The sequence below is a fragment of the Pseudomonas sp. LS_2 genome (assembly GCF_042709235.1).
Taxonomy (GTDB): domain Bacteria; phylum Pseudomonadota; class Gammaproteobacteria; order Pseudomonadales; family Pseudomonadaceae; genus Aquipseudomonas.
This window is the reverse complement of sequence record NZ_JAVAYC010000017.1, coordinates 82,562-104,955: the sequence shown is the minus strand read 5'-3', so window position 1 is coordinate 104,955 and position 22,394 is coordinate 82,562. Positions and strand designations below refer to the sequence as shown.

The window sequence follows — 22,394 nt, the reverse complement described above, 5'->3', positions numbered from 1 at the left end:
TCTGTTTCACACCTCCGACTGGCACCTGGGCCAAAGCCTGCACGGCCAGGAACGCGACTTCGAACACGCCTGCTTCTTCGACTGGCTGCTCGGCCAGTTGCGCCTGCGCCAGCCAGATGCGCTGCTGATCGCCGGCGACCTCTTCGACACGGTCAACCCTCCGGTCAAAGCCCAGGAAAGGCTCTACGACTTCATCGTCCAGGCCCACGAGCAGCAGCCCAAGCTGGATATCGTGATGATCGCCGGCAACCACGACTCCGGCTCGCGCATCGAATTGCCCGCCGCGCTGATGCGCCGCTTGCGCACCCACGCCCTGGGCCGGGTGCACTGGCTCGACGAAGGCCAGCTGGATGCCGAGCGGCTGTTGATCCCGCTCACCGACGCACGCGGCAAGGTCGGCGCCTGGTGCCTGGCCCTGCCGTTCCTGCGCCCAGCGGAGGTCACCGGGCCGCAACTGGGGGACGACTACCTGCAAGGCATCACCCAGGTGCACCAGCAACTGATCGCTGCGGCCCTGGCCAAGCGCAAGAAGGGCCAGGCGCTGGTCGCCATCAGCCACGCGCACATGGCCGGTGGCTCGGTGTCGGAGGACTCCGAGCGCAGCCTGATCATCGGCAACGCCGAGGCGCTGCCCGCCAGGCTGTTCGACAAGGCCATCGGCTACGTTGCCCTCGGCCATTTGCACAAGCCGCAGAAGGTCAACCGCGAGGCGCGCATCCGCTACAGCGGCTCGCCCATTCCGCTGTCGTTTGCCGAAATCAACTACCCGCACCAGGTGCTGGAAGTGGAGCTGGACGGCCCCGAGCTGATCAGCGTGGAGCCACGCCTGGTGCCGCGTGCCGTGGCCCTGCAACGGGTCGGCCCGGCCCCCCTGGGCGAGCTGCTGGAGCAGTTGGCCGAGCTGCCAGTGGTCGACCTGCTCGACGACCCCAACCGCCAGCCCTGGCTGGAAGTGCGCGTACGCCTGGACGAACCCCAGCCCGACCTGCGCCAGCAGATCGAGGCGGCGCTGCACGGCAAGGCCGTGCGCCTGGTGCGCATCAGTGCCGAATACGCCGGGCGCGGCGCGCAGGACGGCGACGCGCTGGAATTCGTGGAACTCAGCCAGATGACCCCGCAAGACCTGTTCAGCCGCGCCTGGGAACAAGCCTATGGCAACCCCGCCGACGACCAGGTACTGGCCGACTTCGCCCTGCTGCTGCAGGACCTGCAACTGGAGGAGCAGCAGCCATGAAGATCCTGGCCATCCGCCTGAAGAACCTGGCCTCCCTCGCCGGCCCTGTCGACATCGACTTCACCGCCGAACCCCTGGCCAGCGCTGGCCTGTTCGCCATCACCGGGCCTACCGGCGCGGGCAAGAGCACCCTGCTCGACGCCTTGTGCCTGGCACTGTTCGGTACCGTGCCGCGGCTCAACGACATTGGCCGCGAAGCCAAGGTGCCGGACGCCGACGGTGACATCCCCACCTACGACCCGCGCAACCTCTTGCGCCGTGGCACCGGCAGCGGCTTTGCCGAAGTCGACTTCGTCGGCATCGACGGCAAGCGCTACCGCGCCCGTTGGGAAGCAAACCGTGCCCGCGACAAGGCCAACGGCAAGTTGCAGCACAGTCGCCAGAGCTTCTACGACCTGGACGCCGAGCAACTGCTGGCCAGTGGCAAGAACGACTACAAGCAGCTGGTCGAAGCCCGCCTGGGGCTTAACTTCGAGCAGTTCACCCGCGCGGTGATGCTGGCCCAGAGCGAATTCGGCGCCTTCCTCAAGGCCGACGACCGCGAGCGCAGCGAGCTGCTGGAAAAGCTCACCAACACGTCGATCTATACACGACTGGGGCAACGGGCATTCAGCAAGGCGCGCGACGCCGAGGCACTGCACAAGGACCTCGGCAAACAGGCCGAGCATCTGCTGCCGATGGGCCAGGAGGCCCGCACCGCGCTCGACCTGGAGCTGGAACAAGCGCAACAGCGGCTCAAGGCCGACCAGGCCCGCGAGCGCCAGTTCGAACAGCAACGCACCTGGCTCCACGAACAACGTCAATTGCAGGCCCAGCACGACGAAGCGGGCCAGGCGCTGAAAAACGCCGAGCAGGACTGGCAACAACTCACCGAACCGCGCCTGGACCTGCAACGCCTGGAGCGCCTGGCGCCACAGCGTCACCAGTTCCATCGCCAACAGGCGCTGGCTGCACAGTTGACGCCGTTGGCCAGCGAACGGGTGGAACAACAGCGCCAGCAAGCCGAACTGCACGCCCGCACCGAACAGCTGGAACAGGCGCAGGTCGTCGCCCGCCAAGCCCTGGAGCAGGCACAGGCCAACCTCACCGAGAGCGCGCCGAAGCTGCGCCAGGCCTTCGCCGAGCAGCACACCCTGGCGCGCCTTGAGCAGGAACAGGGCAAGCTGCGCGACACTGCTGCGCAGGCCGAGCAATCCAGCCAGGAGCTGCAAACCCAGCTGCAGCAGCTCGACGAGCAACAGCAGCGCAGCCAACAGCAGTTGGCACAGATCGACACCGCCCTGGCCGACAGCGCCCCCTTGGCCGCCTTCGACCACGCCTGGCCGGCCTATCGCGGCCAGCTCCAACAGGTATTGCAGGTGGCCAGCCGCCTGGCCAAGGGCAAGGAAGAACTGCCCGGCCTGCAAGCCCAGGCCAGCCAGGCAAACGCCCGGTTGCAGGAGCAACGCGATGCCCTTGAGGTGCTGTTCCGCGAAGCCGCCGCAGAACCCCACGCCCTGGCCGAACAGCTCGACCTGTTGGGCGGCATGCTCCAGGACAATCGCAAGCAGCAGCGTGCGGTGGAAGAACTGTCGCGCCTGCATACTCGCGAGCAGGAGCTGCGGCAAGGCATCGATAGCCTGGGCGAACGCCAGCAACAAGCCTTGCAACAGCGCCAGCAACTGATCGGCGAGGGCACTGCGGCCAAGGCCGAACTGCAAGCTGCCGAGCAGGCCCTGGCGCTGACCCGGCAACTGCTCGAACGCCAACGCCTGGCCCGCGACGCCAGCGTCGAGGAACTACGCGCCCAGTTGCAGGAAGGCGAGCCGTGCCCTGTGTGCGGCAGTGCAGAACACCCCTTCCACCAACCCGAGGCCTTGCTGCACAGCCTTGGCCAGCATGACCAGGCCGAGGAAGCTGGCGCCGCGGCCCGGGTGGAACAGCTCAACGCTCGCCTGAACGAGCTGCGCACCCAGGTGGGCGTGGTCAACGGCCAGATCAAGGAATACCAGCACCAGCAGGGCCAATTGGCCGAGCAACTGCAACCGCTGGCCGAACAACTGGCCGCCCATGCCCTGTGGCCAGCGCTCCAAGCCCACGACGACAAGGCCCGTAGCGCCTGGCTGGGCGCCCAGTTGCAGCGTCTGGAGCAGGAAATCGTCCGCGACGAACAGCGCCAGTCGACCCTGCTGACCCTACAAAAAGATGCCGCCCGCCTGACCCAGCAAGTGCAGGCCACCCGCGACGTCCAGCAGCAGGCGCAGCGCAACCTGGAGCAACAGCACCAGGCCCTGGCCTCGGACCAGGAGCGCCTGGACCAGGCGCTGGCCGACTTTGCCACCCTGCTGCCGCCTGACCTGCTGCAGGCCCTGCGCGACGACCCTGCCCACGCCTTCATGGCACTGGACCAACAAGTTACCCAGCGCCTGCAGCACCTCGACCAGCAAAAAGACGAACAGCAGGAGCTGCAACAGCGCCAGCAGCAGTTGGTACGCCTGCGTGACCAGCATCTGGCCCGGGTGCAGCGCCAGCAGGAGCTGCAACAGCAGCTGGACATCCAGGCCGCGCAGCTCGAAAGCACCCGCAACGCCCTGGCCGAACTGCTCGGCGAACAGCCGCGTGCCGAGGACTGGCAGCAGCACCTGGAGCAGCAGGTCGAACAGGCCCGCGCCGCCGAAGCCGAAACGGCCACGCAGCTTCAGGAAACGCGCACCCAAAGTGTGCGCCTGGCCAGTGAACTCAAGGCCAATACCAACCGCCAGCACGCCCTGGAACAAGAACACCAGCAGTTGCAAGGGCAGATCGCCCAGTGGCGGGCCGAACACCCCGAGCTGGACGACAATGGCCTCGATCGCCTGCTGGCCATGGACGACACCCAGGTGGGCGAATTGCGCCAGCGCCTGCAAGGCGCGGAAAAGGCGCTCGAACAGGGCCGCGTCTTGCTTCAGGAGCGCGAGCAGCGTCTACGAGAGCACACGGCGCAGGCCAACCCAGAGCTGCCCGGCGACGACCTGGACACCGCCCTGGCCGCCCTGCGTGAACAGTTGCTCGCCCATGAGCAAGCCTGCGCCGAACTGCGTGCCCGCCAGGCCGACGACCAACGCCGCCAGCAGGCGCACCAGGCACTGGCCGAGGCCATCGCCCAGGCCTATGGCGAATGGCAGCGCTGGGCACGGCTGAGCGCCCTGATCGGCTCGGCCTCCGGCGATGTGTTCCGCAAGATCGCCCAGGGCTACAACCTCGACCTGTTGCTGCACCACGCCAATGGCCAACTGCGCCAGCTGGCCCGGCGCTACCGCCTCAAGCGCGGCGGCAGCGCGCTGGGCCTGCTGGTGCTGGATACCGAAATGGGCGACGAATTGCGCTCGGTGCATTCGCTGTCGGGCGGCGAAACCTTCCTGGTGTCGCTGGCCCTGGCGCTGGGCCTGGCGTCGATGGCGTCGAGTACCCTGCGCATCGAGTCGCTGTTCATCGATGAAGGCTTCGGCAGCCTCGACCCCGAGTCGCTGCAGTTGGCCATGGACGCTCTCGACGGCCTCCAGGCCCAGGGCCGCAAGGTCGCGGTGATTTCCCACGTGCAGGAGATGCACGAGCGGATCCCGGTGCAGATCCAGGTGCGGCGCCAGGGTAATGGCTTGAGCGAGGTGGAGGTCTGCGGGTGATCCTCTACTCGTTCCGCCGCTGCCCGTGGGCCATGCGTGCGCGCCTGGCGCTGCGCTATGCCGGCTGCGAGGTGCAGGTTCACGAAGTGCAGATGAAGCACAAGCCCGCCGAGCTGCTGGCGCTATCGCCCAAGGGCACGGTGCCAGTGCTCGATACGGGGAAGCAGGTGCTGGAGGAAAGCCTGGACATCATGCGCTGGGCGCTAGCGCAGCATGACCCCGAAGATTGGCGTCTGCTTGCCGACCCATCGGCGGCGCAACAGGCCGAGGCGTTGATCGCGCGTAATGATCACGACTTCAAGGCCCAGGTGAACCTGTACAAGTACGCCGAGCGTTACCCCGCGCATTCCCGGGCGCACTACCGCGAGCAGGCAGCGCCCTGGCTGGCGGAACTGGAAGGCTTGCTCGAAGACAGGCCCTACCTGTTCGCCCGGCATCCGAGCCTGGCCGATGCCGCGCTGTTGCCACTGCTGCGCCAGTTTGCCGGGGTCGAACCGCAATGGTTCGCCGAGGCGCCTTACCCGCGCGTGCGGAGCTGGTTGCAAAGGTGGCTTGCGTCGGACCTGTTCAACGCCGTCATGGCCCGTTGAAACATTGCCCTTGTACGGTTTTTGATGCCCTCTTCGCGGGCAAGCCCACTCCTCCAGATTCACCTGTGACCTTGCAGGAGCGGGCTTGCCCGCGAAGATGCCATCATTCAACAGCCTTCAAATCGCCAGGATCGGCGACGACATCAGCAATACCACCACCGCCACGAGACGCCACATATGCTTCACCCCAGGTGAGTCAATAAACCAGCGTCAAATTCAATCACATGGCGATATGCTATTACCAGGCTTTTCGTACGTTTCAGTGCGCGTTCTTGCCGTTCAGCGCTGCGTAGAAATGCGCGCTCTGTTGCAGGTATTTCTCGGTATAGCTGTGAGTGCTGGAAGATTTCTCGCGGCTCTCGACCTGGGCATGGGCCGGCAGGACGACAGAAGCGGAAATGGCGGAAGCGGCAATGACCGGGAAGAGATTGAAATTCATGGGACTATCCTCGACTTCGGTGGTTTGACAGTGGCCGGTGAGGCCTTGGGACAAACCTACGCCCCCGTCGGAGCTTGTAAAAATTCATTACAGAAGTAACGAACATCACGCCGATTGATAGTTACTCGATGAACTTCAAATCCGAGGGTGCCGCTTGAGGTAGGCGTTGCAGCGTCTCGCCAAGCTTGCCGCTGCGTGGGTCGCGACGTATCACGACCACCTGGTTGCTTTTCTGGTTGGCCACCAGCAGGAAGTTGCCGCTGGGGTCCAGGGCGAATTCGCGCGGGTGGTCTCCGTCTGTGGAACGTCGTTGCAACAGGGTCAGTTGGCCGTCGTCCTGCCCCACGGCGTAGACCACGATCTGGTTGGCAGTGCCGCGGTTGCTGACGTACAGGAAACGCCCGTCCGCCGACAGGTGCAGAGCCGCGCTGGCTTTCGCCGCCGGCTCCTGGCTTTCGCTCAGGGGCAAACGCTGACGCTCGATGAGCGCCGGCTCCTGCACATCGAACATCACCACCTCGCCACTCATTTCCAGGGTCAGGAAGGCGTGTCGCCCCTTGGCATCGAACAGCAGGTGGCGCGGCCCGCTGCCGGGCGGCAGGCTGACGAAGGCAGGGATCGCCGGGCTTAGCGGCTGCGCGGTGCTGGCCCCGTCATAGCGATAGATGAACACCTTGTCCGCCCCCAGATCGCTGGCATACAGATGGCGGCCGTTCGGCGACAGCACCAGCGAATGCACGTGGGCGCCGGCCTGGCGCTCGGCGTTGACCTTGCTCGGCGCATGGCGCAGCTGCTGGACGACACCCTTGAGCTTGCCATCGCGTGTCACCGGCAGCGCCACCAGGCTGCCGCCTGGGTCGGGGGCAACGGCGTAGTTGGCCACGAACAGGTAGCGCTGGTCGTGGCTGAGGCTGGCGTGGGTAGGCTCGTCGCCTTGGCTGGGCACCTGGTTCAGCGGCTTGATCACGCCCTTGGCGTCGACCGCGAAGCTACTGACCTGGCCCTGGGCGGTTTCATTGACTGCGAACAATTGGCGCTGGTCGGCGGACAGCACCAGCCAGGAGGGGCTGACGCTCTGGATGACTTGCTGCGGCGTGGCGTCGATCTGCCCACTGCGGGTATCGAAGCTGTAGCGGTAGATACCTTGGCTCTGGCCATCGGTATAGCTGCCTACCAGCAGGGTCGCGGCATGGGTGTCGGCCATCAGGGTCATCAGGCTAGCGGTCAGCAGGCTCGTCCAGGTCGTTTTGCTCATCGTCGTCTTCCGGGGCGCGCAAGGCACTCATACAGACTAGACGATGCGCGCCGTCAGCATCCTGCACGCACCAGTCCTCGCCGGCGCCCTGGGCGGCAGCGACCTGTTCGGAGGTGAAATGCCAGCGGCGCAGTTGGCGGCCGTCCATGCATTCGATGGCCAGGCCCGTGGCGTCGAAGGTGAAGTCGAAAGCGTGCAGGCCGTCGATCAGCAGCATGTCGCAAGTATCGAGGGCGGTAGCAAGGGTGGTCATGGAGGTACCTGATGGGAAAAGGTAGCGATTATACAGCGGGGGGCCGCTGTGCGGCCCCAACCGTATCAGTGGGCGAAGATCGACCCACCCTCCTTGCCCGCCAGCTTGCTTGGCTTGATCAGGAACCGCGCCAGCGCCGGCAGCAGCCACAGGGCACCGAACATGTTCCACAGCAGCATGAAGGTCAGCATCAGGCCCATGTCGGCCTGGAACTTGATGGCCGAGAAGATCCAGGTGCACACGCCGATGGCCAGGCACAGCCCGGTGAACAGCACCGCCTTGCCGGTGGAGCGCAAGGTTTCGTAGTAGGCCTCCTGCAACGGCAGGCCGGCACGCAGGAAGCTTTCCAGGCGGCTGTAGATGTAAATGCCGTAGTCCACGCCGATACCTACGCCCAGGGCCACCACCGGCAAGGTCGCGACCTTCACGCCGATGCCCATGAAGGCCATCAGGGCGTTGCCCAGCACCGAGGTCAGCACCAGCGGCAGGACGATGCACAGGGTCGCGGCAAAGGAGCGGAAGGTGATCAAGCACATCACCGCCACGCAGATGTACACCAGGATCAGGATGGTCAGCTCGGCCGACTTGATCACTTCGTTGGTGGCCGCCTCGATGCCGGCGTTACCCGCCGCCAACAGGAACTGCAGGCCCTCCTTGTCGTGGCTGTCGGCAAAGGCCTTGGCCGCAGCGGTAACCCGCTCGAGGGTCTCGGCCTTGTGGTCGTTGAGGAACACCAGCACCGGTGCCAGCGAGCAATCGGCGTTGTAGAGGCCGTCGGCACGGGCGATCGAGTTGTTGAGGATGTCCGGGTTGCGCGAGAGGGTCTCCCATTTCAGGCTGCCCTCGTTCATGCCCTTGATCACTTGCTTGGACACGGTCACCAGGGAGATCGCCGACTGCACGCCGGGGGTGTTCTCCATGGTCCACATCAGCTCGTCGATCGGCGCCATGGTCGAATGGATCGAGCAGCTCTCGGACGGCGTCTTGACCATGATCACCAGCACGTCGGAACTGGTGGAATAGTTGCTGATGATGAAATTGTTGTCCTGGTTGTAGCGCGAATCAGGCCGCAGCTCCGGGGCGCCCTGGTCGAGGTCGCCGATCTTCAGGTTCTGGCTGTACCAGAGACCGCCCCCAAAGGCCAGCAGGGCCAGGACGATGGACACCGGCGCCACCTTGGGGCTGGCGAAATTGGCCAGCAGGCGCCAGAACGGGTGCTCGCACACGGCGTCCTTCTTGCTGCGCTCGATGGCCTTCTTGCTGATACCGATATACGAGATGGCGACCGGCAGCAGGATCAGGTTAGTGAAGACGATCACCGCCACGCCGATCGAGGCGCCGATGGCCAGCTCGCGGATCACGCCGATGTCGATGATCAGCAGGGTGATGAAGCCCACGGCGTCGGCCAGGATGGCGATCATCCCCGGCAGGAACAGCTGGCGGAAGGTGCGCCGCGCGGCGGTCAGGGCGTTGTCGGCGCCGCTCGATTGCAGGGCGATGCCGTTGATCTTCTGCACCCCGTGGGAAATACCGATGGCGAAGATCAGGAACGGCACCAGCATCGAGTACGGGTCCAGGCCGAAGCCCACCGCATGCATCAGGCCCAGCTGCCAGACCACCGCCACCAGGGTGGTGACCAGCACGGCGATGGTGCTGCGGATACACCAGGTGAACCAGTACAACAGTGCCCAGGTGATCACCAGGGCCACGCCGAAGAACATCGCCACCATCACCAGGCCGTCGATCAGGTCACCGACCTTCTTGGCGAAGCCGACGATGTGGATCTTCACGTCCGGGTTCTGCGCCTGGAACTTGTCGCGGATCTGCGCTTCGAGCTGGTGCGAGAACTTCTGGTAGTCGAGCTTGGTCAGGGTGCCGGGGTTCTCCGGGTCGGGGAAGTTCTCCAGCAATGGGATGTCGATGATGCTCGACTTGAAGTTGTTGGCCACCAGGCGTCCCACCTGCCCGGACTTGAGCACGTTGTCACGCAGGGTATCGAGGCTGTCCTGGGAGCCGTTGTAGGTGTTGGGGATCACCTCGCCGCCGGAGAAACCTTCTTCAGTGACCTCGCTCCAGCGCACGCTGGGGCTCCACAGCGACTTCAGGCCCGCGCGGTCGACACCGGGGATGTAGAACACCTCGTCGTGGATCTGACGCAGGGTCTCCATGTAGTCCTTGTCGAAGATGTCGCCCTTGGTCGACTCGACCGAAATACGCACGGTATTGCCGAGGTTGGCCAGGTCGTTGCGGTGCTCGAGCATCTTCTCGATGAACGGGTGCTGCAACGGGATCATCTTCTCGAAGCTGGTGGACGGGCGGATCTGCGTGGCCTGCCAGAACAGGAAGATGCTCACCAGCACGCAGATGGCAATGACGATGGGCCGGTTGTTGAAGATCAGGCGTTCGAGCAGGGTGGCCTTTTCCTGGTTGTGCTGCATGTCGAAATTCTCCCTGCGGGTCATGGCCTTGCCTCCTCGGCACCTTCGGCGGTGGCCAGGTGCACCCCACCCTGCCCCACCAGCAACAGACCGCCATCTGCCAGACCGCTTACCCCGGACAGGGCGATGCGGTCGCTGCGGTTGTAGACCGTGAAGGTCTGGCCATCGTCGTGGCTGCGCAGCACGCTGCCACCGTTGCCGACCAGGGCCAGGCTGCCATCCTCGAGAAGCGTAGCGCTTGCCAGGCCGAATTCGAGCGGGCCGCGGGCGGCGTTGAGCTCGATGGGCTGCCAGCTATCGCCGAAATCGGTGGAACGGAACAGGTTGCCGCGCAGGCCGTAGGCCAGCAGGGTGCTCGGCCGGGCGGTGCCGATCACGCCGAACAGCGAGCCCTCGTAGGGGCCCTCGACCCGCGACCAGGTCTGCCCGGCATCGCTGGAGCGATACATGCTGCCCTGCTCGCCGACGATGAACAGCCCGGCATCCTTGACCGCCGCGATGGCATTCAGGTGCAGTTGGTCGGGGTTGTCGAGGCGTTCGGCGACATCCTGCCATTGCTGGCCGCCATCGGTGGTTTCCAGCAAGGCGCCATAGGCACCCACGGCGAAACCGTGCTGGGCATCGAGGAACCAGACGTCGAGCAGAGGGGCTTCACGGGCAAGGTCTTCGAACTGCTTGGTCCAGGTGGCGCCGCCATCGGTGCTGGCGAGGATCTGCGCATCGTGGCCGACGGCCCAGCCGCGCTTGTCGTCGAGGAAGAACACCGCGGTGAGCAGTTGCCGGGTGGGTACACGGGCCTGGGTCCAGGTCTTGCCCTGGTCGTCGGAGAACAGGATATGGCCACGGTCACCGACCACCACCAGGCGCTTGCCGGCATGGGTGGCATCGATCAACAGGCTTTCGCTGGCCTTGGCCGACTCGGTCGAGTACTCCCCGGCGACTGCGGCATGTGCATTCGCGGTCAATGTTCCCAGCGCCAATACCGCGCTGGCCGTCAGTGCCCAGGCTGTGCGCCTGGTCAGCCATTCCCTCATGACTGCCCCCTGTTGTGTGTTCTTGTAGTGGGTCAGCGATTGCAGGTACTGCGAAAACCCTGGGTTAGAGCCCTGCAATAGCTTTGGCCCATCCTAGCGGGGATATCGCGGGGAAAACAACGAGCGGGACGTTATGTTTTGTTAAGCACAAAAAAGCGGGGGCCGCTGCGCGGCCCCAGCCTTCTTTCTGGCTTACGCCAGGCTCTTGCTCACGACTTCATATACATCGCTGGACAACGACCCGGACGCCAGGATGCGCTCCAGCTCACCCTTCATCAACGCCTGACGTGCGTCGTCATACTTGCGCCAGCGCGTCAGCGGCGCCAATTGGCGCGAAGCGATCTGAGGGTTGAGTGCATTGAGCTCGATCACCAGATCCGCCAGGAAGCGGTAGCCCGAGCCATCGGCAGCATGGAAGTTGACCAGGTTCTGCCCGGCGAACGCGCCTACCAACGCACGCACCTTGTTCGGGTTCTTCAGGGTGAAGGCCGGGTGCTGCATCAACGCCTTGACCCGCGCCAGCCCGCCCGGCAGGCTGCTGGCCGCCTGCACGCTGAACCACTGGTCCATGACCAGCGGGTTGTCCTTGAAGTGTTCGGCAAAGGCGTCCAGGGCCTGGGCCCGTTCGGCCTCGAACGGCGAGTTGACCAGCACCGCCAGGGCGGTGAGGCGCTCGGTCATGTTGTCGCACTGCTCGAATTGCTCCAGCGTCGCCTCCAGCACCTGCGGCTTGCCGCTGAGCATCAGGTACGACAGCGCGATGTTCTGCAGGCCACGGCGGGCGAAGTGCTCGGCCTCGGCCACGTAGGCAGTATTGCGCGACACCTCGCGGTGCGCCTGGTACCGCGCCCACAGCGCATCGAACAACTGCGCGGCGATCTGTTGGCGGGCGAACTCGCGGGCAGCGTGGATCGCGTCGACATCGGCCACCTGGCTGATCTCGGTGAGGTACGCCTCGCCGGGCAGCGAGAGCATCTCGGCGACCATCGCCGGGTCCAGCGAGGGATTGCCCAGCACGGTATCCAGGGCGCTGATCAGCCGCTGGTCGAGCTTCAGCCCTTCGCCACGCTGGTACTGGCCGATCAGTTCCTGCAACACCTGCACCGACAACTGCTGCCCCGCTTCCCAGCGGTTGAAGCCGTCGCTGTCGTGCTGCATGAGGAACATCAGCTGGTCGCGGTCGTAGGGGAAGCTCAGCTTGACCGGTGCGCTGAAGCCACGCAGCAGCGACGGCAACGGCTTGGCGGCGATGCCCTCGAAGGTGAAGGTCTGCTCGGCCTCGGTCACTGCCAGCACGCGGGTGGTGCCGGCAGCCTGGGCTTCACCTGCCAGGCGCAGCGGCAGGTCGTTGCCTGCGGCGTCCAGCAGGCCCAGTTCGACAGGGATCACGAACGGCAGCTTTTCAGCCTTGTCCGGGGTTGCCGGGCAGCTCTGGCGGAAGGTCAGCTGGTAGGTTTGCGCGGCGGCGTCATAGGCTTCGCTGACGTCCAGGCGCGGGGTGCCGGCCTGGCTGTACCAGCGCTTGAACTGGGTCAGGTCGGCGCCGTTGGCGTCTTCCATGGCCTTGATGAAGTCGTCGGTGGTCACCGCCTGGCCGTCGTGACGCTCGAAGTACAGGTCGCTGCCCTTGCGGAAACCCTCGGCGCCCAGCAGGGTGCGGACCATGCGCACCACTTCCGAGCCCTTCTCGTACACGGTCAGGGTGTAGAAGTTGGAGATCTCGATGAAGCTGTCCGGACGCACCGGGTGAGCCATAGGGCCGGCGTCTTCGGCGAACTGGTGGGTGCGCAGGTAGGCGACGTCCTCGATGCGCTTGACCGTGCGCGAGTTCATGTCGGCGCTGAACTCGGCGTCGCGGAACACCGTGAAGCCTTCCTTGAGCGACAGCTGGAACCAGTCGCGGCAGGTCACGCGGTTGCCCGACCAGTTGTGGAAATATTCGTGGGCCACCACACCTTCGACACGCTGGTGCGCGGCATCGGTGGCGGTTTCGGCGCGGGCCAGCACGCAGCTGGAGTTGAAGATGTTCAGGCCCTTGTTTTCCATGGCGCCCATGTTGAAGTCGTTGACCGCGACGATCATGAAGATGTCCAGGTCGTACTCACGGCCATACACTTCTTCGTCCCAACGCATGGACTTCTTCAGGCTGACCATGGCGTGGTCGCACTTGTCGATGTTCTCGGGCTCGACGTAGATACGCAGAGTTACGTCGCGGCCGGACTGGCGGGTGAAGCTGTCTTCCACGCACCACAGGTCGCCCGCGACCAGGGCGAACAGGTAGGCCGGCTTCATGAACGGGTCTTCCCAGGTCGCCCAGTGGCGGCCATCGTCGGCCGGACCGCTGCCGATCGGGTTGCCGTTGCTCAACAGCACCGGGTAGCGGTGCTGCTCGGCGATCACCGTGGTGGTGAAGGTGCTCATCACGTCCGGGCGGTCGAGGTAGTAGGTGATCTTGCGGAAACCCTCGGCCTCGCACTGGGTGCAGAACATCTTGCCGGACTTGTACAGGCCTTCCAGCGCGGTGTTGCTTTCCGGGTGGATCTTCACCGTGGTATCGAGGGTGAAGCGCTCGGCCGCAGGCTGCAGGGTCAGGCTGTCGTCATCGAGCTGGTAGTCGTTGGCAGTCAGGGCCTGGTCATCGACCTGCACGCTCAGCAGTTCCAGCTGCTGGCCGTCCAGCACCAGGGGCGGCAAGCCCGCGCCACGCGCCGGGTTGCGGCGCATGACCAGTTGCGCATGGACCAGGCTGTGGTCCTCGAACAGTTCGAAGGTCAGGTGCGTCTCGTCGATCAGGTACTCGGGCGCCTGATAGTCCTTGAGGTAGATCACTTGCGGTTGTTCGGTACGCATGTGGCGATCCTTTTACTGGAGCACGGCCAGTTGGTAAGCCGTGTACTTGCGAATGTTGATGACGCCGGTGTCGAAGATCAGGTACTGGCCCTTGATGCCCAGCAGCGTGCCTTCGACGACTGGGTCCTTGTCCAGGTTGAAGCTGGTGATCTTCTTCGGGTAGGCCTCGACCGGGTAGCGCATGCTCACTACCTCGGCGTCGGGCAGCGGCTGGATGGCCTGCAGGCCAAAGCGCTGCTGCAAGCCTTGCAGGCCTTCGGCGCAGGCATCGAAGATCTGTTCGCGCACCGCTACCAGGTCGAGCACCTCGGCATCACCCTTGAGCAGGGTGCGCCAGTTGGTGCGGTCGGGCACCTGGCTGCGCAGCAGGTCTTCGACCAGCCCGGATTGCTGGCGGGTAGCCACGCGCAGGATCGGCAGCGCCTGGCTGGCGCCCTGGTCGAGCCAGCGGGTGGGCAGTTGGCTGGCGCGGGTGATACCGACCTTGATGCCCGAGGAGTTGGCCAGGTACACCACGTGGTCGGTCATGCAGAATTGTTCGCCCCAGGACGGCTCGCGGCAGGTGCCGGCGTCGTAGTGGCATTTTTCCGGGGCCATGATGCAGATGTCGCATTGGGCCAGCTTGGTCATGCAGGGGTAGCAGTAGCCTTGGCTGAAGCTGGTCTTGGTGCGCTTGCCGCAGTGGGTGCAGTGGATGGCACCCAGATACTCCAGGCGCAGCGACTGGCCGATCAGCGGGTTGACCGGCACCTGCGCCTCGCCCAGGCGAAAGCTGTACTGCACGACCGGTGCTTCCAGACGCACCGCCATCTTGCTCAGGGAGCCACGAGCGAGTTCGATCAATGTAGCGAGTCCGACTTGAACAGGATGTTAGGGATAGGCGCCGACTTCGAGGCGCATTCCTGCGGCCCCATGTAGCCGGTGCGCTGGTCTTCGGGGAGGTTCTTGATTTCCCAGGCGATCACCGCCTGCAGCGACAGCTCCTTCTGCTCGGCCGTGAGCTTGCGGCCATCGGACCATTTGCCGATTTCCACGGCCGTCTTCAGGCTTTCGTAGATTTCCGGTGTGATGTTTTCGATCATTTGCGCGAAAGTGGACATAGGGTCTCCTCGTTCAGGCCGACAGTTTACGCCTGGCCAGCGCCCCACCCAAGAGGCCGGCCAGGCATCCGATGAGCAACCCGCCGACATGAGCGGCGTTGGCGATCTGCCCGAAGCCCAGTTGGCTGATCACACCGCTGACACCCGCGACCAACCAGACCAGCGCCACCACCACAAAACCCTTGGGCATGCCGTAGTGCGGGTTGGGGGCCAGGCGCTGGTACACCGCAACGTAGCCGAGCAGCCCGTAGACCACCCCGGACAGGCCGCCGAAAATGCCTGGGCCACTGGTGAAATGCTGTGCAAGGTTCGACACCAGGCTGCACAGCAAGGTGAGGTTGAGCAACGCCCAGGCGCCCTGGCGCAGCTCGATGCGCTTGCCCAGTTCCCAGAACAGCACGGCATTGAACGCCAGCTGCATCAGGCTGAAATGCAGCAGCATCGGCGAGAACAGCCGCCACCACTGGCCTTCGCCAAGGGTCTTGGCCAGCGAGGTGAAATACAGGTAGTCCCCGTGGCGCTGGAATTCCATGAAGCTGAACCAGGAGACCGTCGAGTAGTTCTCGCCCATGCCGGTCACAGCGACGACCAACAGGGTCAGCAGCAATACGCCGATGCAGGCCTTGCAGGCCAGGGCCTGCTCCTTGAGCGAGGGCACGACGGGCGCATCCGCCTCCGGCACCTGCTGCTGCGGGGCCGGCTCGACGATACGCTGTACATCAGGGCTGCCTTGGGGGAAACGCTGGTACAACTCCAGCACCTGCCCGGCCAACCCAGGCGGCGCCCACAGCACCTGTTCGGCGCCGTCCTCGATCACCCGGTGCGGCAGTTCGAGTCGCCGCAGCATGGCGACGAAGCCGCTGAGGTCGACATCCACCGGCAGGCGCATCACTTCGATCACATTCATTGGCTGGCCTGCGGGCGGTCGACATCGACCCACACGAACTTGTGCGGGTCGATGCGGGTTTCATCATCCAGGCGGTAGGCCACCAGCTTGCCGTACAGCACCGCGCTGTAGTCCAGGCAGGCCAGGTTGGCGCGGATCGGCGCCGGGCGGCCGCTGCGCCAGTAGTGGCCGACGAACAATAGCGGCTCGTCCTCGGCGTAGCGCAGCAAGGCGTTCTTCTGGGCCGGCTCCAGCGGCGTGCGCGCCACCGCCTCGGGCAAGGCATCGGGCTGGAACACGATGTCGCCGTAGGTCTGCGGGTCTTCTTCCCAGAACTTGGTGCGGAAGAACGCGCGGGTCAGCCCGTCGCCGCCGGTCAGCGTAAGGCCGTCGGGCAGGCGCATGTCGGTGCCACGCAGCAGGCGGTTGCACACGGTGGCGGCGAAGCTGCCGGACACCGCCGAGGCCTGCACGAAGTGCTGGTCGATACGCCCATCGGGGTGCTGCCGGCGCAGTTGCTCGATCAGTTGCGGGTCCCAACAGGCGTGGACCATGCGAAAACGCCCGGCGTCGATGAACAGCGGCAAGGTGTAGAACCACTCGACGAAGTCGTGCCAGTCGCCGGGGTGCTGGGCGAACTGGGTCAGGGTCTCGTCGATCAGCCGGGCGTGGCGCGGGGTGTGCTCGCGCACATAGGCCTTGCCAGTGCCCGGCAGCGCCGGGGTCATCCAGCCCAGGGCGTTGTACTCGTGGTTGCCCATGATGCAATGGGCCTGACCGGCCTCGACCATGTCATGGACGATGTGCAGCGCCTCGCGGATGCGCGGCCCGCGGTCGACGATATCGCCGAGGAACAGTGCCTGGCGCCGTGGGTGACGCCATACTCCGCCAACCCGCTGGTAGCCGAGGGTGTCGAGCAGGCGTTCGAGGGTCAGCGCACAACCGTGCACGTCGCCGATGATGTCGAAACTTCGCGCCGGATCGAACATCAGTCGTCCCTGCCCCCCAGGCGGCTGCCCCAACCCAGCTTGGTGCGGCAGACCTCGTAGTAGTTGTGGTCCAGCGGGTGGATCAGCCGCAGCTTCTGTGGCTTCTTGCTCACCGTGATGGTATCGCCGGGCGCGCAGGTGAAGTGGTTCTGGCCATCGCAGGACACCTGCGGATAAATCTGCAGGTCCTTGGACACCACGATCTTCAGCTCGCTGTTGCCGTCGACCACGATCGGCCGCCCGGACAACGTGTGCGGGTACATCGGCACGATGACGATGGCATCCAGCTTGGGGTGCATGATCGGCCCGCCCGCCGACAAGGCGTAGGCGGTGGAACCGGTGGGTGTGGCGACGATCAGGCCGTCGGCCTTCTGGCTGCAGACGAACTGGCCGTCGATGTAGATCTCGAACTCGATCATCCGCGTCGACTTGCCCGGGTGCAGCACCACGTCGTTCAGTGCATCGCCCTGGCCAATGGCCTCGTGATGGCGGCGCACCTCGGCCTGCAACAGGAAGCGGTTTTCCACCAGGTAGTGGCCGTCGAGCACCTCTGCGACCTTGGTTTCCAGCTCGTCAGGGCGGATGTCGGTGAGAAAGCCCAGGTTGCCACGGTTGATGCCCAGCACCGGGATGTTGTGACGCGCCAGGGCACGGGCGGCGCCCAGCAGGCTGCCGTCGCCACCGACCACGATGACCAGGTCGCAGACCTCGCCCAGCAACTTGCGCGTGGAGGTTTGCAGGCCGTGGCCGGGCAGCACTTCGGCGATGGTGTCCTCGAGGATCACGTGCAGGTGGCGCTCGAGCAGGAATTTCTTCAGTCGGCGAATGGTGTCGAGCACCTGGGAGCTGCCGAGGCGTCCGATGATACCGATATTGCGAAATTGCTCCATGGGGCTCCTGCGAGGCTCTGCGCCGGGGTAACGATTCCCGGATTATGGGCGAAACGCCCCGCCAGCGGCAAACCGGCTATGCTCGCTGGATGACGCCTTTCGCCGACCTGCACGACCTGCCCCGCCAACTGAGCCACCCGGCCGTACGCGACCTGGCCTGGGCGCTGTTGTCGCCTGCGCTGCTCGACGCACCGCCCTGCCCGCAGCGCCACCCTTTGGCCGCCAGTGGTTGGGCGGACGACCCGCGACAGCTGGCGCACTGGCTACAGGTGCTCGACCACGACCCGCAGCCGTTGCTCGATAGCCTGGCGAAGCTCACCAGCCGCCGCCTGGGCCTGTACTACGAAGCGCTGTGGCAGTTCGCCCTGCGCCAGGCACCGGGGATCGAGCTGCTGGCGGCCAACCTGCCGGTCCGCGTGGGCGGTCATACCTTGGGCGAACTCGACCTGCTGCTGCGCGACCGCGACGGCCTGCATCACCTGGAGCTGGCCATCAAGCTCTACCTCGGCCCTACCCACGACGACGGGCAGGAACCTTTGCACTGGCTGGGCCCTGGCTGCCACGACCGCCTGGGCCAGAAGCTTGCGCACCTGGCCGGGCACCAGTTGCCGCTTTCGGCACGCCCGGAGTGCCGCGAGGTGCTGGCGCGCCTGGGTGTCGCCCAGGTGCAGGCCCATGTCTGGCTCAGCGGCTACCTGTTCTACCCCTGGCCCGGGCAGGCCCAGGCCCCGCAGGGCGCCAACCCGCAACACCTGCGTGGACGCTGGCTGCATCGACGTGACTGGCCCGTGGATACTCAGGAACGCTGGCAGCCGCTACCACGCCAGGCCTGGTTGGCGCCCGCGCGCCTGGAGGACTGTTGGTCATGCCGGACATTCCAGACGTGGTTGCTGAGCCTGGACATCCATGCCCCGGCACAGTTGCTGGTGCAACTGGAACATGCCGATGGCGCTTGGCACGAGGCACGACGGGTGTTCCTGGTGAGCGATAGCTGGCCACACCTGCCGCAGCGATGACCTTTGAACCTGCGTTGCCGTTAACAGAAAAAATGCGCCGCCAAGAGCGCTCCGCCCACCTGATGACGAGGCCCGACATGGTTTCACCCACCCCCGCCGCGCACTACGCGCGCCTGTCCATCGCCCTGCACTGGCTGATGCTGGTACTGCTGGCCGCCGTCTACGCCTGCATCGAACTGCGCGGCCTGTTCCCCAGGGACAGCGCCGAACGCGACCTGATGAAAAGCCTGCATTTCATGCTCGGTCTTAGCGTGTTCTTCCTGGTCTGGCTGCGCCTGGCCATGCGCCTGGCTCGCCGTGCCCCACCGATCGTGCCGCGGCCACCGGCCTGGCAGACCGGCCTTGCACACCTGGTGCACCTGCTGCTGTACCTGCTGATGATCGGCCTGCCCCTGGCCGGCTGGCTGATGCTCAGTGCCGCCGACAAGCCGATCCCGTTCTATGGCCTGGAGCTTCCGGCGCTGATCGGCCCGGACTCGGGCCAGGCCAAGTTCATCAAGGGCTGGCACGAACGCATTGGCAGCTGGGGCTACTGGCTGATCGGCCTGCATGCACTGGCCGGGCTCTATCACCACTTCGTGCGGCGCGACAACACGCTGCTGCGCATGCTGCCCTACAAGTAGCCGCGCCGCCCCTGCAGGCCGCCGGTGTGTACAAAGATCAAGCGGGTGCCGGGCGCGAACCGCCCGGCCTCGACCTGTTCGCGCAGGGCCATCAACGCCTTGCCCGTATACAGGGCTTCAAGTGGCAAGCCGGCCTGCTCCTCGCTTTCGGCGATGAACGCTAGCAGGGCGTCGTCGCGGCGCGCGAAACCACCTCGACAGGCATCATGCAGCACATAGCCCTGGCCCCCGGCGAGTGCCTCCACGGACTCGGCCACGCCATGGTCGGCGGGCACGGCCAGCGCACCATGGACCACATGCCTGCCCCGCTCGGCCAGCACCAGGCCGGCCAAGGTGGTGCCCGTGCCCACCGCTAGCCACCAGGCGTGGTAATCCGTCCAACCGAGCGAGAAAAGCTGCGCTTGGGCCTGCTCGACCAACAGCTGGCACCCTCCGGCGCCCTCGCGTCCCCCACCGCCCTCGGGAATGCAGTGCCAACCGGGGTAGCGCGCCTGCCAGGGCTGCCAGAAACCCGCTTGGTGACGTGCCCGGTAACCGGCATAACCTAACCAGTGCAAGGTCATGCCCAAGGCTTGCAGGTCGCGCACCGTCGGCGTGTCCTGGGGTTCCCCACGCAACAAGCCGACGGTGGCGAAGCCGAAACGCCGGCCTGCCGCCGCCAGGGCATGGAGGTGGTTGGAGTGGTTGCCGCCCAGGCTGATCAGCCCGGGCGCGCCGCTGCGCCGCGCCGTGTCCAGGTGGTCGCGAAGCTTGTAGGCCTTGTTGCCGCTTATCAGCGGGTCGACCAGGTCCAGGCGCAACACCGCGCATGCCACGCCCGCACCGGCCAGCCAAGGCAGGTGCAGGCGTTGCAAGGGGGGAGTCGCAAGGGAGGCAAAGCCATCGATCATCGGGTGCATGCCGAAAAGGCCCAGCTTACCAGCTCAGCGCAATCCTCTTGCGAAACAGCTCGCGGTGCCGATTCGGCTGTCGATCACAGCTCGGCAGCCAGGCGCGAGCCCTGGTTGATGGCACGTTTGGCATCCAGCTCGGCGGCCACGTCGGCACCGCCGATCAGGTGTACCGACAGCCCTTTGGCCAGCAACCCCTCATGCAGTTCACGCAGCGGGTCCTGGCCTGCGCAAACCACTACGTTGTCCACCGCCAGCAGTTGCGGCTCGCCTTCGCCGACCCGAATGTGCAGGCCGTCGTCATCGACCCCCAAGTACTCGACGCTGTTGAGCATCTGCACCTGCTTGTTCTTCAAGCCCGTACGGTGGATCCAGCCAGTGGTCTTGCCCAAGCCGTCGCCGACCTTGGTTTTCTTGCGTTGCAGCAGGTATACCTGGCGTGCCGGCGCATGCGGCTCGGCACGCACCCCAGCGACACCACCGCGAGCCTGCAACTGGGTGTCGATGCCCCACTCCTTCCAGAACGCTTCACGGTCCTGACTGGTGGCCACACCTTCGTGCACCAGGAACTCGGAAACATCGAAGCCGATGCCGCCCGCGCCGATCACCGCTACGCGCTGGCCGACCGGCTTGCGCTGGAGCAGGACATCCAGGTAGTTGAGTACCTTGGCGTGGTCGATGCCGGGGATGGCCGGCGTACGCGGGCTGATACCGGTGGCCAGGATGATCTCGTCAAAGCCCCCCGCCGCCAGCTCATCGACCCCGACACGGGTGTTCAGACGCAGCTCGACACCGGTACTTTTCACTTTGTTGCCAAAATAGCGCAGGGTCTCGTAGAACTCTTCCTTGCCCGGCACCCGCTTGGCCACGTTGAACTGCCCGCCGATTTCACCCGCTGCATCGAACAGCGTCACCTGGTGCCCGCGCTCGGCAGCCACGGTCGCAGCGGCAAGGCCCGCAGGCCCGGCACCGACCACGGCGATACGCTTGGCGACAACCACCGGCAGGTAGTTGAGCTCGGTTTCATGGCAGGCGCGCGGGTTGACCAGGCAACTGGTGAGCTTGCCGCCGAAGGTGTGGTCCAGGCAGGCCTGGTTGCAGCCGATGCAGGTGTTGATCTCGTCGGCACGCCCTGCGGCGGCCTTGTTGACGAAGTCCGAGTCGGCCAGGAAAGGGCGTGCCATCGACACCATGTCGGCATCGCCTTCGGCCAGCACCGCCTCGGCCACTTCCGGGGTGTTGATGCGGTTGGTGGTGATCAGCGGAATCTTCACCTCACCCCGCAGCTTGGCGGTGACCTTGCTGAACGCCGCGCGCGGCACCTTGGTGGCGATGGTCGGGATACGCGCCTCGTGCCAACCGATACCCGTGTTGATCAGCGTCGCACCGGCCTGCTCGATGGCCTTGGCCAGTTGCACGATTTCCTGCCAGTCACTTCCACCTTCCACCAGGTCGAGCATCGACAGGCGGAAGATGATGATGAACTGTGGGCCTACCGCCTCGCGTACCCGGCGCACGATCTCCACCGCCAGGCGCATGCGGTTCTCGTAGCTGCCCCCCCAGCGGTCGGTGCGGTGGTTGGTGTGGGCGGCGAGGAACTGGTTGATGAAGTAGCCTTCCGACCCCATGATCTCGACCCCGTCGTAGCCGGCACGCTGGGCCAGTTTCGAGCAGTTGACGAAGTCGACGATCTGCTTCTCGATGCCGTCTTCATCCAGCTCCTTGGGCTTGAACGGATTGATCGGCGCCTGGATGGCACTGGGTGCCACCTGGCGCGGGCTGTAGGCATAGCGCCCAGCGTGAAGGATCTGCAGGCAGATTTTGCCCCCTGCGGCATGCACGGCTTGGGTGACGATGCGGTGCTTGTCGGACTCTTCCTCGGTGCTGAGCTTGGCCGCACCGGAATACACCCCTCCCTCATCGTTCGGCGCGATACCGCCGGTGACCATCAGGCCGACGCCACCTCGGGCGCGCTCGGCGAAATACGCGGCCATGCGCTCGAAGCCGCCGGGGCGCTCCTCGAGGCCGGTGTGCATCGAGCCCATCAGGGTGCGGTTGCGCAGGGTGGTGAAACCCAGGTCGAGCGGGGCCAGCAGGTGCGGATATGGGGCGGCAGCCATGGGTCAACTCCCTATCAGGCGTAATCACGGAATGCGAGAGCCTCGGCGTGCCCCCGTCGTTGTCTGCCGCCGACATTAAACAGGCGTTTGAAGGCGCTCAATGATCGAAAGCGACAACTTATTGATCCTGGTGTACAGCAGGACTA

At 65.3% G+C, this 22,394-nt stretch carries 18 protein-coding genes; 5 read left to right on the top strand and 13 right to left on the bottom strand.

Annotation, left to right across the window (positions count from 1 at the left end; translation table 11 throughout):
• Nucleotide 1 precedes the first annotated feature (1 nt).
• Genes RAC97_RS16680 through RAC97_RS16670 form a run of 3 tightly spaced genes read left to right on the top strand, consistent with a single transcriptional unit; the run spans nucleotide 2 to nucleotide 5,465 of the window.
• Complete coding sequence (locus RAC97_RS16680) at nucleotides 2–1,234, top strand: exonuclease SbcCD subunit D C-terminal domain-containing protein (protein ID WP_379671497.1); 1,233 nt, start codon at nucleotides 2–4, stop codon at nucleotides 1,232–1,234.
• Nucleotides 1,231–4,875 (top strand): AAA family ATPase, encoded by a 3,645-nt coding sequence (locus RAC97_RS16675; protein WP_375100406.1) that lies wholly within the window; start codon nucleotides 1,231–1,233, stop codon nucleotides 4,873–4,875. Before RAC97_RS16680 ends, RAC97_RS16675 begins: the two co-directional genes overlap by 4 nt.
• Nucleotides 4,872–5,465: a glutathione S-transferase N-terminal domain-containing protein gene (locus RAC97_RS16670; protein WP_375100405.1), complete on the top strand. Its 594-nt coding sequence runs from the start codon at nucleotides 4,872–4,874 to the stop codon at nucleotides 5,463–5,465. The genes RAC97_RS16675 and RAC97_RS16670 overlap by 4 nt, the downstream gene beginning before the upstream one ends.
• A gap of 259 nt (nucleotides 5,466–5,724) precedes the next feature.
• Here the strand turns inward: RAC97_RS16670 and RAC97_RS16665 are convergent, their stop codons facing one another.
• From RAC97_RS16665 to RAC97_RS16615, 11 genes are all read right to left on the bottom strand, one after another.
• Nucleotides 5,725–5,904, bottom strand: a complete 180-nt coding sequence (locus RAC97_RS16665) for a hypothetical protein (RefSeq protein WP_375100404.1) — start codon at nucleotides 5,902–5,904, stop codon at nucleotides 5,725–5,727.
• Nucleotides 5,905–6,025: 121 nt separating this feature from the next.
• The gene (locus RAC97_RS16660) at nucleotides 6,026–7,159 is read right to left on the bottom strand and encodes a lactonase family protein (protein ID WP_375100403.1); all 1,134 of its coding nucleotides are present in this window, start codon (nucleotides 7,157–7,159) and stop codon (nucleotides 6,026–6,028) included.
• Nucleotides 7,122–7,412 (bottom strand): DUF5629 family protein, encoded by a 291-nt coding sequence (locus RAC97_RS16655; RefSeq protein WP_375100402.1) that lies wholly within the window; start codon nucleotides 7,410–7,412, stop codon nucleotides 7,122–7,124. Before RAC97_RS16655 ends, RAC97_RS16660 begins: the two co-directional genes overlap by 38 nt.
• Before the next feature lie 65 nt (nucleotides 7,413–7,477).
• Nucleotides 7,478–9,874 (bottom strand): RND family transporter, encoded by a 2,397-nt coding sequence (locus RAC97_RS16650; RefSeq protein WP_375100401.1) that lies wholly within the window; start codon nucleotides 9,872–9,874, stop codon nucleotides 7,478–7,480.
• The gene (locus tag RAC97_RS16645; RefSeq protein WP_375100400.1) at nucleotides 9,871–10,884 is read right to left on the bottom strand and encodes a YCF48-related protein; all 1,014 of its coding nucleotides are present in this window, start codon (nucleotides 10,882–10,884) and stop codon (nucleotides 9,871–9,873) included. Before RAC97_RS16645 ends, RAC97_RS16650 begins: the two co-directional genes overlap by 4 nt.
• 192 nt (nucleotides 10,885–11,076) lie before the next feature.
• The gene (gene pepN / locus RAC97_RS16640; protein WP_375100399.1) at nucleotides 11,077–13,734 is read right to left on the bottom strand and encodes an aminopeptidase N; all 2,658 of its coding nucleotides are present in this window, start codon (nucleotides 13,732–13,734) and stop codon (nucleotides 11,077–11,079) included.
• Nucleotides 13,735–13,746: 12 nt separating this feature from the next.
• Nucleotides 13,747–14,577 carry a DUF2797 domain-containing protein gene (locus RAC97_RS16635; protein WP_375100398.1) on the bottom strand — a complete coding sequence of 277 codons (831 nt, stop codon included), beginning with the start codon at nucleotides 14,575–14,577 and terminating at the stop codon, nucleotides 13,747–13,749.
• Nucleotides 14,574–14,834: a YeaC family protein gene (locus RAC97_RS16630; RefSeq protein ID WP_375100397.1), complete on the bottom strand. Its 261-nt coding sequence runs from the start codon at nucleotides 14,832–14,834 to the stop codon at nucleotides 14,574–14,576. The genes RAC97_RS16635 and RAC97_RS16630 overlap by 4 nt, the downstream gene beginning before the upstream one ends.
• Before the next feature lie 13 nt (nucleotides 14,835–14,847).
• Nucleotides 14,848–15,741 (bottom strand): rhomboid family intramembrane serine protease, encoded by an 894-nt coding sequence (locus RAC97_RS16625; RefSeq protein ID WP_375100396.1) that lies wholly within the window; start codon nucleotides 15,739–15,741, stop codon nucleotides 14,848–14,850.
• Nucleotides 15,738–16,709, bottom strand: a complete 972-nt coding sequence (locus tag RAC97_RS16620; protein ID WP_375100395.1) for a metallophosphoesterase — start codon at nucleotides 16,707–16,709, stop codon at nucleotides 15,738–15,740. The genes RAC97_RS16625 and RAC97_RS16620 overlap by 4 nt, the downstream gene beginning before the upstream one ends.
• A complete protein-coding gene (locus tag RAC97_RS16615; protein WP_375100394.1) occupies nucleotides 16,709–17,599 on the bottom strand; it encodes an NAD(+) kinase in 891 nt (296 codons plus the stop codon). The genes RAC97_RS16620 and RAC97_RS16615 overlap by 1 nt, the downstream gene beginning before the upstream one ends.
• Nucleotides 17,600–17,643: 44 nt before the next feature.
• Between RAC97_RS16615 and RAC97_RS16610 the strand changes: the two genes are divergently transcribed.
• Complete coding sequence (locus RAC97_RS16610; protein WP_375100393.1) at nucleotides 17,644–18,615, top strand: DUF1853 family protein; 972 nt, start codon at nucleotides 17,644–17,646, stop codon at nucleotides 18,613–18,615.
• A 77-nt stretch (nucleotides 18,616–18,692) separates the two neighbouring features.
• Nucleotides 18,693–19,238 (top strand): cytochrome b, encoded by a 546-nt coding sequence (locus tag RAC97_RS16605; RefSeq protein WP_375100392.1) that lies wholly within the window; start codon nucleotides 18,693–18,695, stop codon nucleotides 19,236–19,238.
• Here the strand turns inward: RAC97_RS16605 and RAC97_RS16600 are convergent.
• Together RAC97_RS16600 and RAC97_RS16595 are read right to left on the bottom strand one after the other, a co-directional pair.
• Entirely contained in the window at nucleotides 19,229–20,128 is a 900-nt protein-coding gene (locus RAC97_RS16600) for a 1-aminocyclopropane-1-carboxylate deaminase/D-cysteine desulfhydrase (protein ID WP_375100407.1), read from the bottom strand. The two genes, RAC97_RS16605 and RAC97_RS16600, sit on opposite strands and share 10 nt — an antisense overlap.
• An 83-nt stretch (nucleotides 20,129–20,211) precedes the next feature.
• Nucleotides 20,212–22,248, bottom strand: coding sequence for an FAD-dependent oxidoreductase (locus RAC97_RS16595; protein WP_375100391.1), 2,037 nt, complete (start codon nucleotides 22,246–22,248; stop codon nucleotides 20,212–20,214).
• Nucleotides 22,249–22,394 lie beyond the last annotated feature (146 nt).

Bases quoted from the DNA above. Each gene is read 5' to 3' on its own strand.
- RAC97_RS16675 (WP_375100406.1), top strand. From the start codon at position 1,231: ATGAAGATCCTGGCCATCCGCCTGAAGAACCTGGCCTCCCTCGCCGGC.
- RAC97_RS16665 (WP_375100404.1), bottom strand. From the start codon at position 5,904: ATGAATTTCAATCTCTTCCCGGTCATTGCCGCTTCCGCCATTTCCGCT.
- RAC97_RS16660 (WP_375100403.1), bottom strand. From the start codon at position 7,159: ATGAGCAAAACGACCTGGACGAGCCTGCTGACCGCTAGCCTGATGACC.
- RAC97_RS16655 (WP_375100402.1), bottom strand. From the start codon at position 7,412: ATGACCACCCTTGCTACCGCCCTCGATACTTGCGACATGCTGCTGATC.
- RAC97_RS16650 (WP_375100401.1), bottom strand. From the start codon at position 9,874: ATGACCCGCAGGGAGAATTTCGACATGCAGCACAACCAGGAAAAGGCC.
- RAC97_RS16645 (WP_375100400.1), bottom strand. From the start codon at position 10,884: ATGAGGGAATGGCTGACCAGGCGCACAGCCTGGGCACTGACGGCCAGC.
- pepN (WP_375100399.1), bottom strand. From the start codon at position 13,734: ATGCGTACCGAACAACCGCAAGTGATCTACCTCAAGGACTATCAGGCG.
- RAC97_RS16630 (WP_375100397.1), bottom strand. From the start codon at position 14,834: ATGTCCACTTTCGCGCAAATGATCGAAAACATCACACCGGAAATCTAC.
- RAC97_RS16625 (WP_375100396.1), bottom strand. From the start codon at position 15,741: ATGAATGTGATCGAAGTGATGCGCCTGCCGGTGGATGTCGACCTCAGC.
- RAC97_RS16620 (WP_375100395.1), bottom strand. From the start codon at position 16,709: ATGTTCGATCCGGCGCGAAGTTTCGACATCATCGGCGACGTGCACGGT.
- RAC97_RS16615 (WP_375100394.1), bottom strand. From the start codon at position 17,599: ATGGAGCAATTTCGCAATATCGGTATCATCGGACGCCTCGGCAGCTCC.
- RAC97_RS16610 (WP_375100393.1), top strand. From the start codon at position 17,644: ATGGGCGAAACGCCCCGCCAGCGGCAAACCGGCTATGCTCGCTGGATG.
- RAC97_RS16605 (WP_375100392.1), top strand. From the start codon at position 18,693: ATGGTTTCACCCACCCCCGCCGCGCACTACGCGCGCCTGTCCATCGCC.
- RAC97_RS16600 (WP_375100407.1), bottom strand. From the start codon at position 20,128: ATGATCGATGGCTTTGCCTCCCTTGCGACTCCCCCCTTGCAACGCCTG.
- RAC97_RS16595 (WP_375100391.1), bottom strand. From the start codon at position 22,248: ATGGCTGCCGCCCCATATCCGCACCTGCTGGCCCCGCTCGACCTGGGT.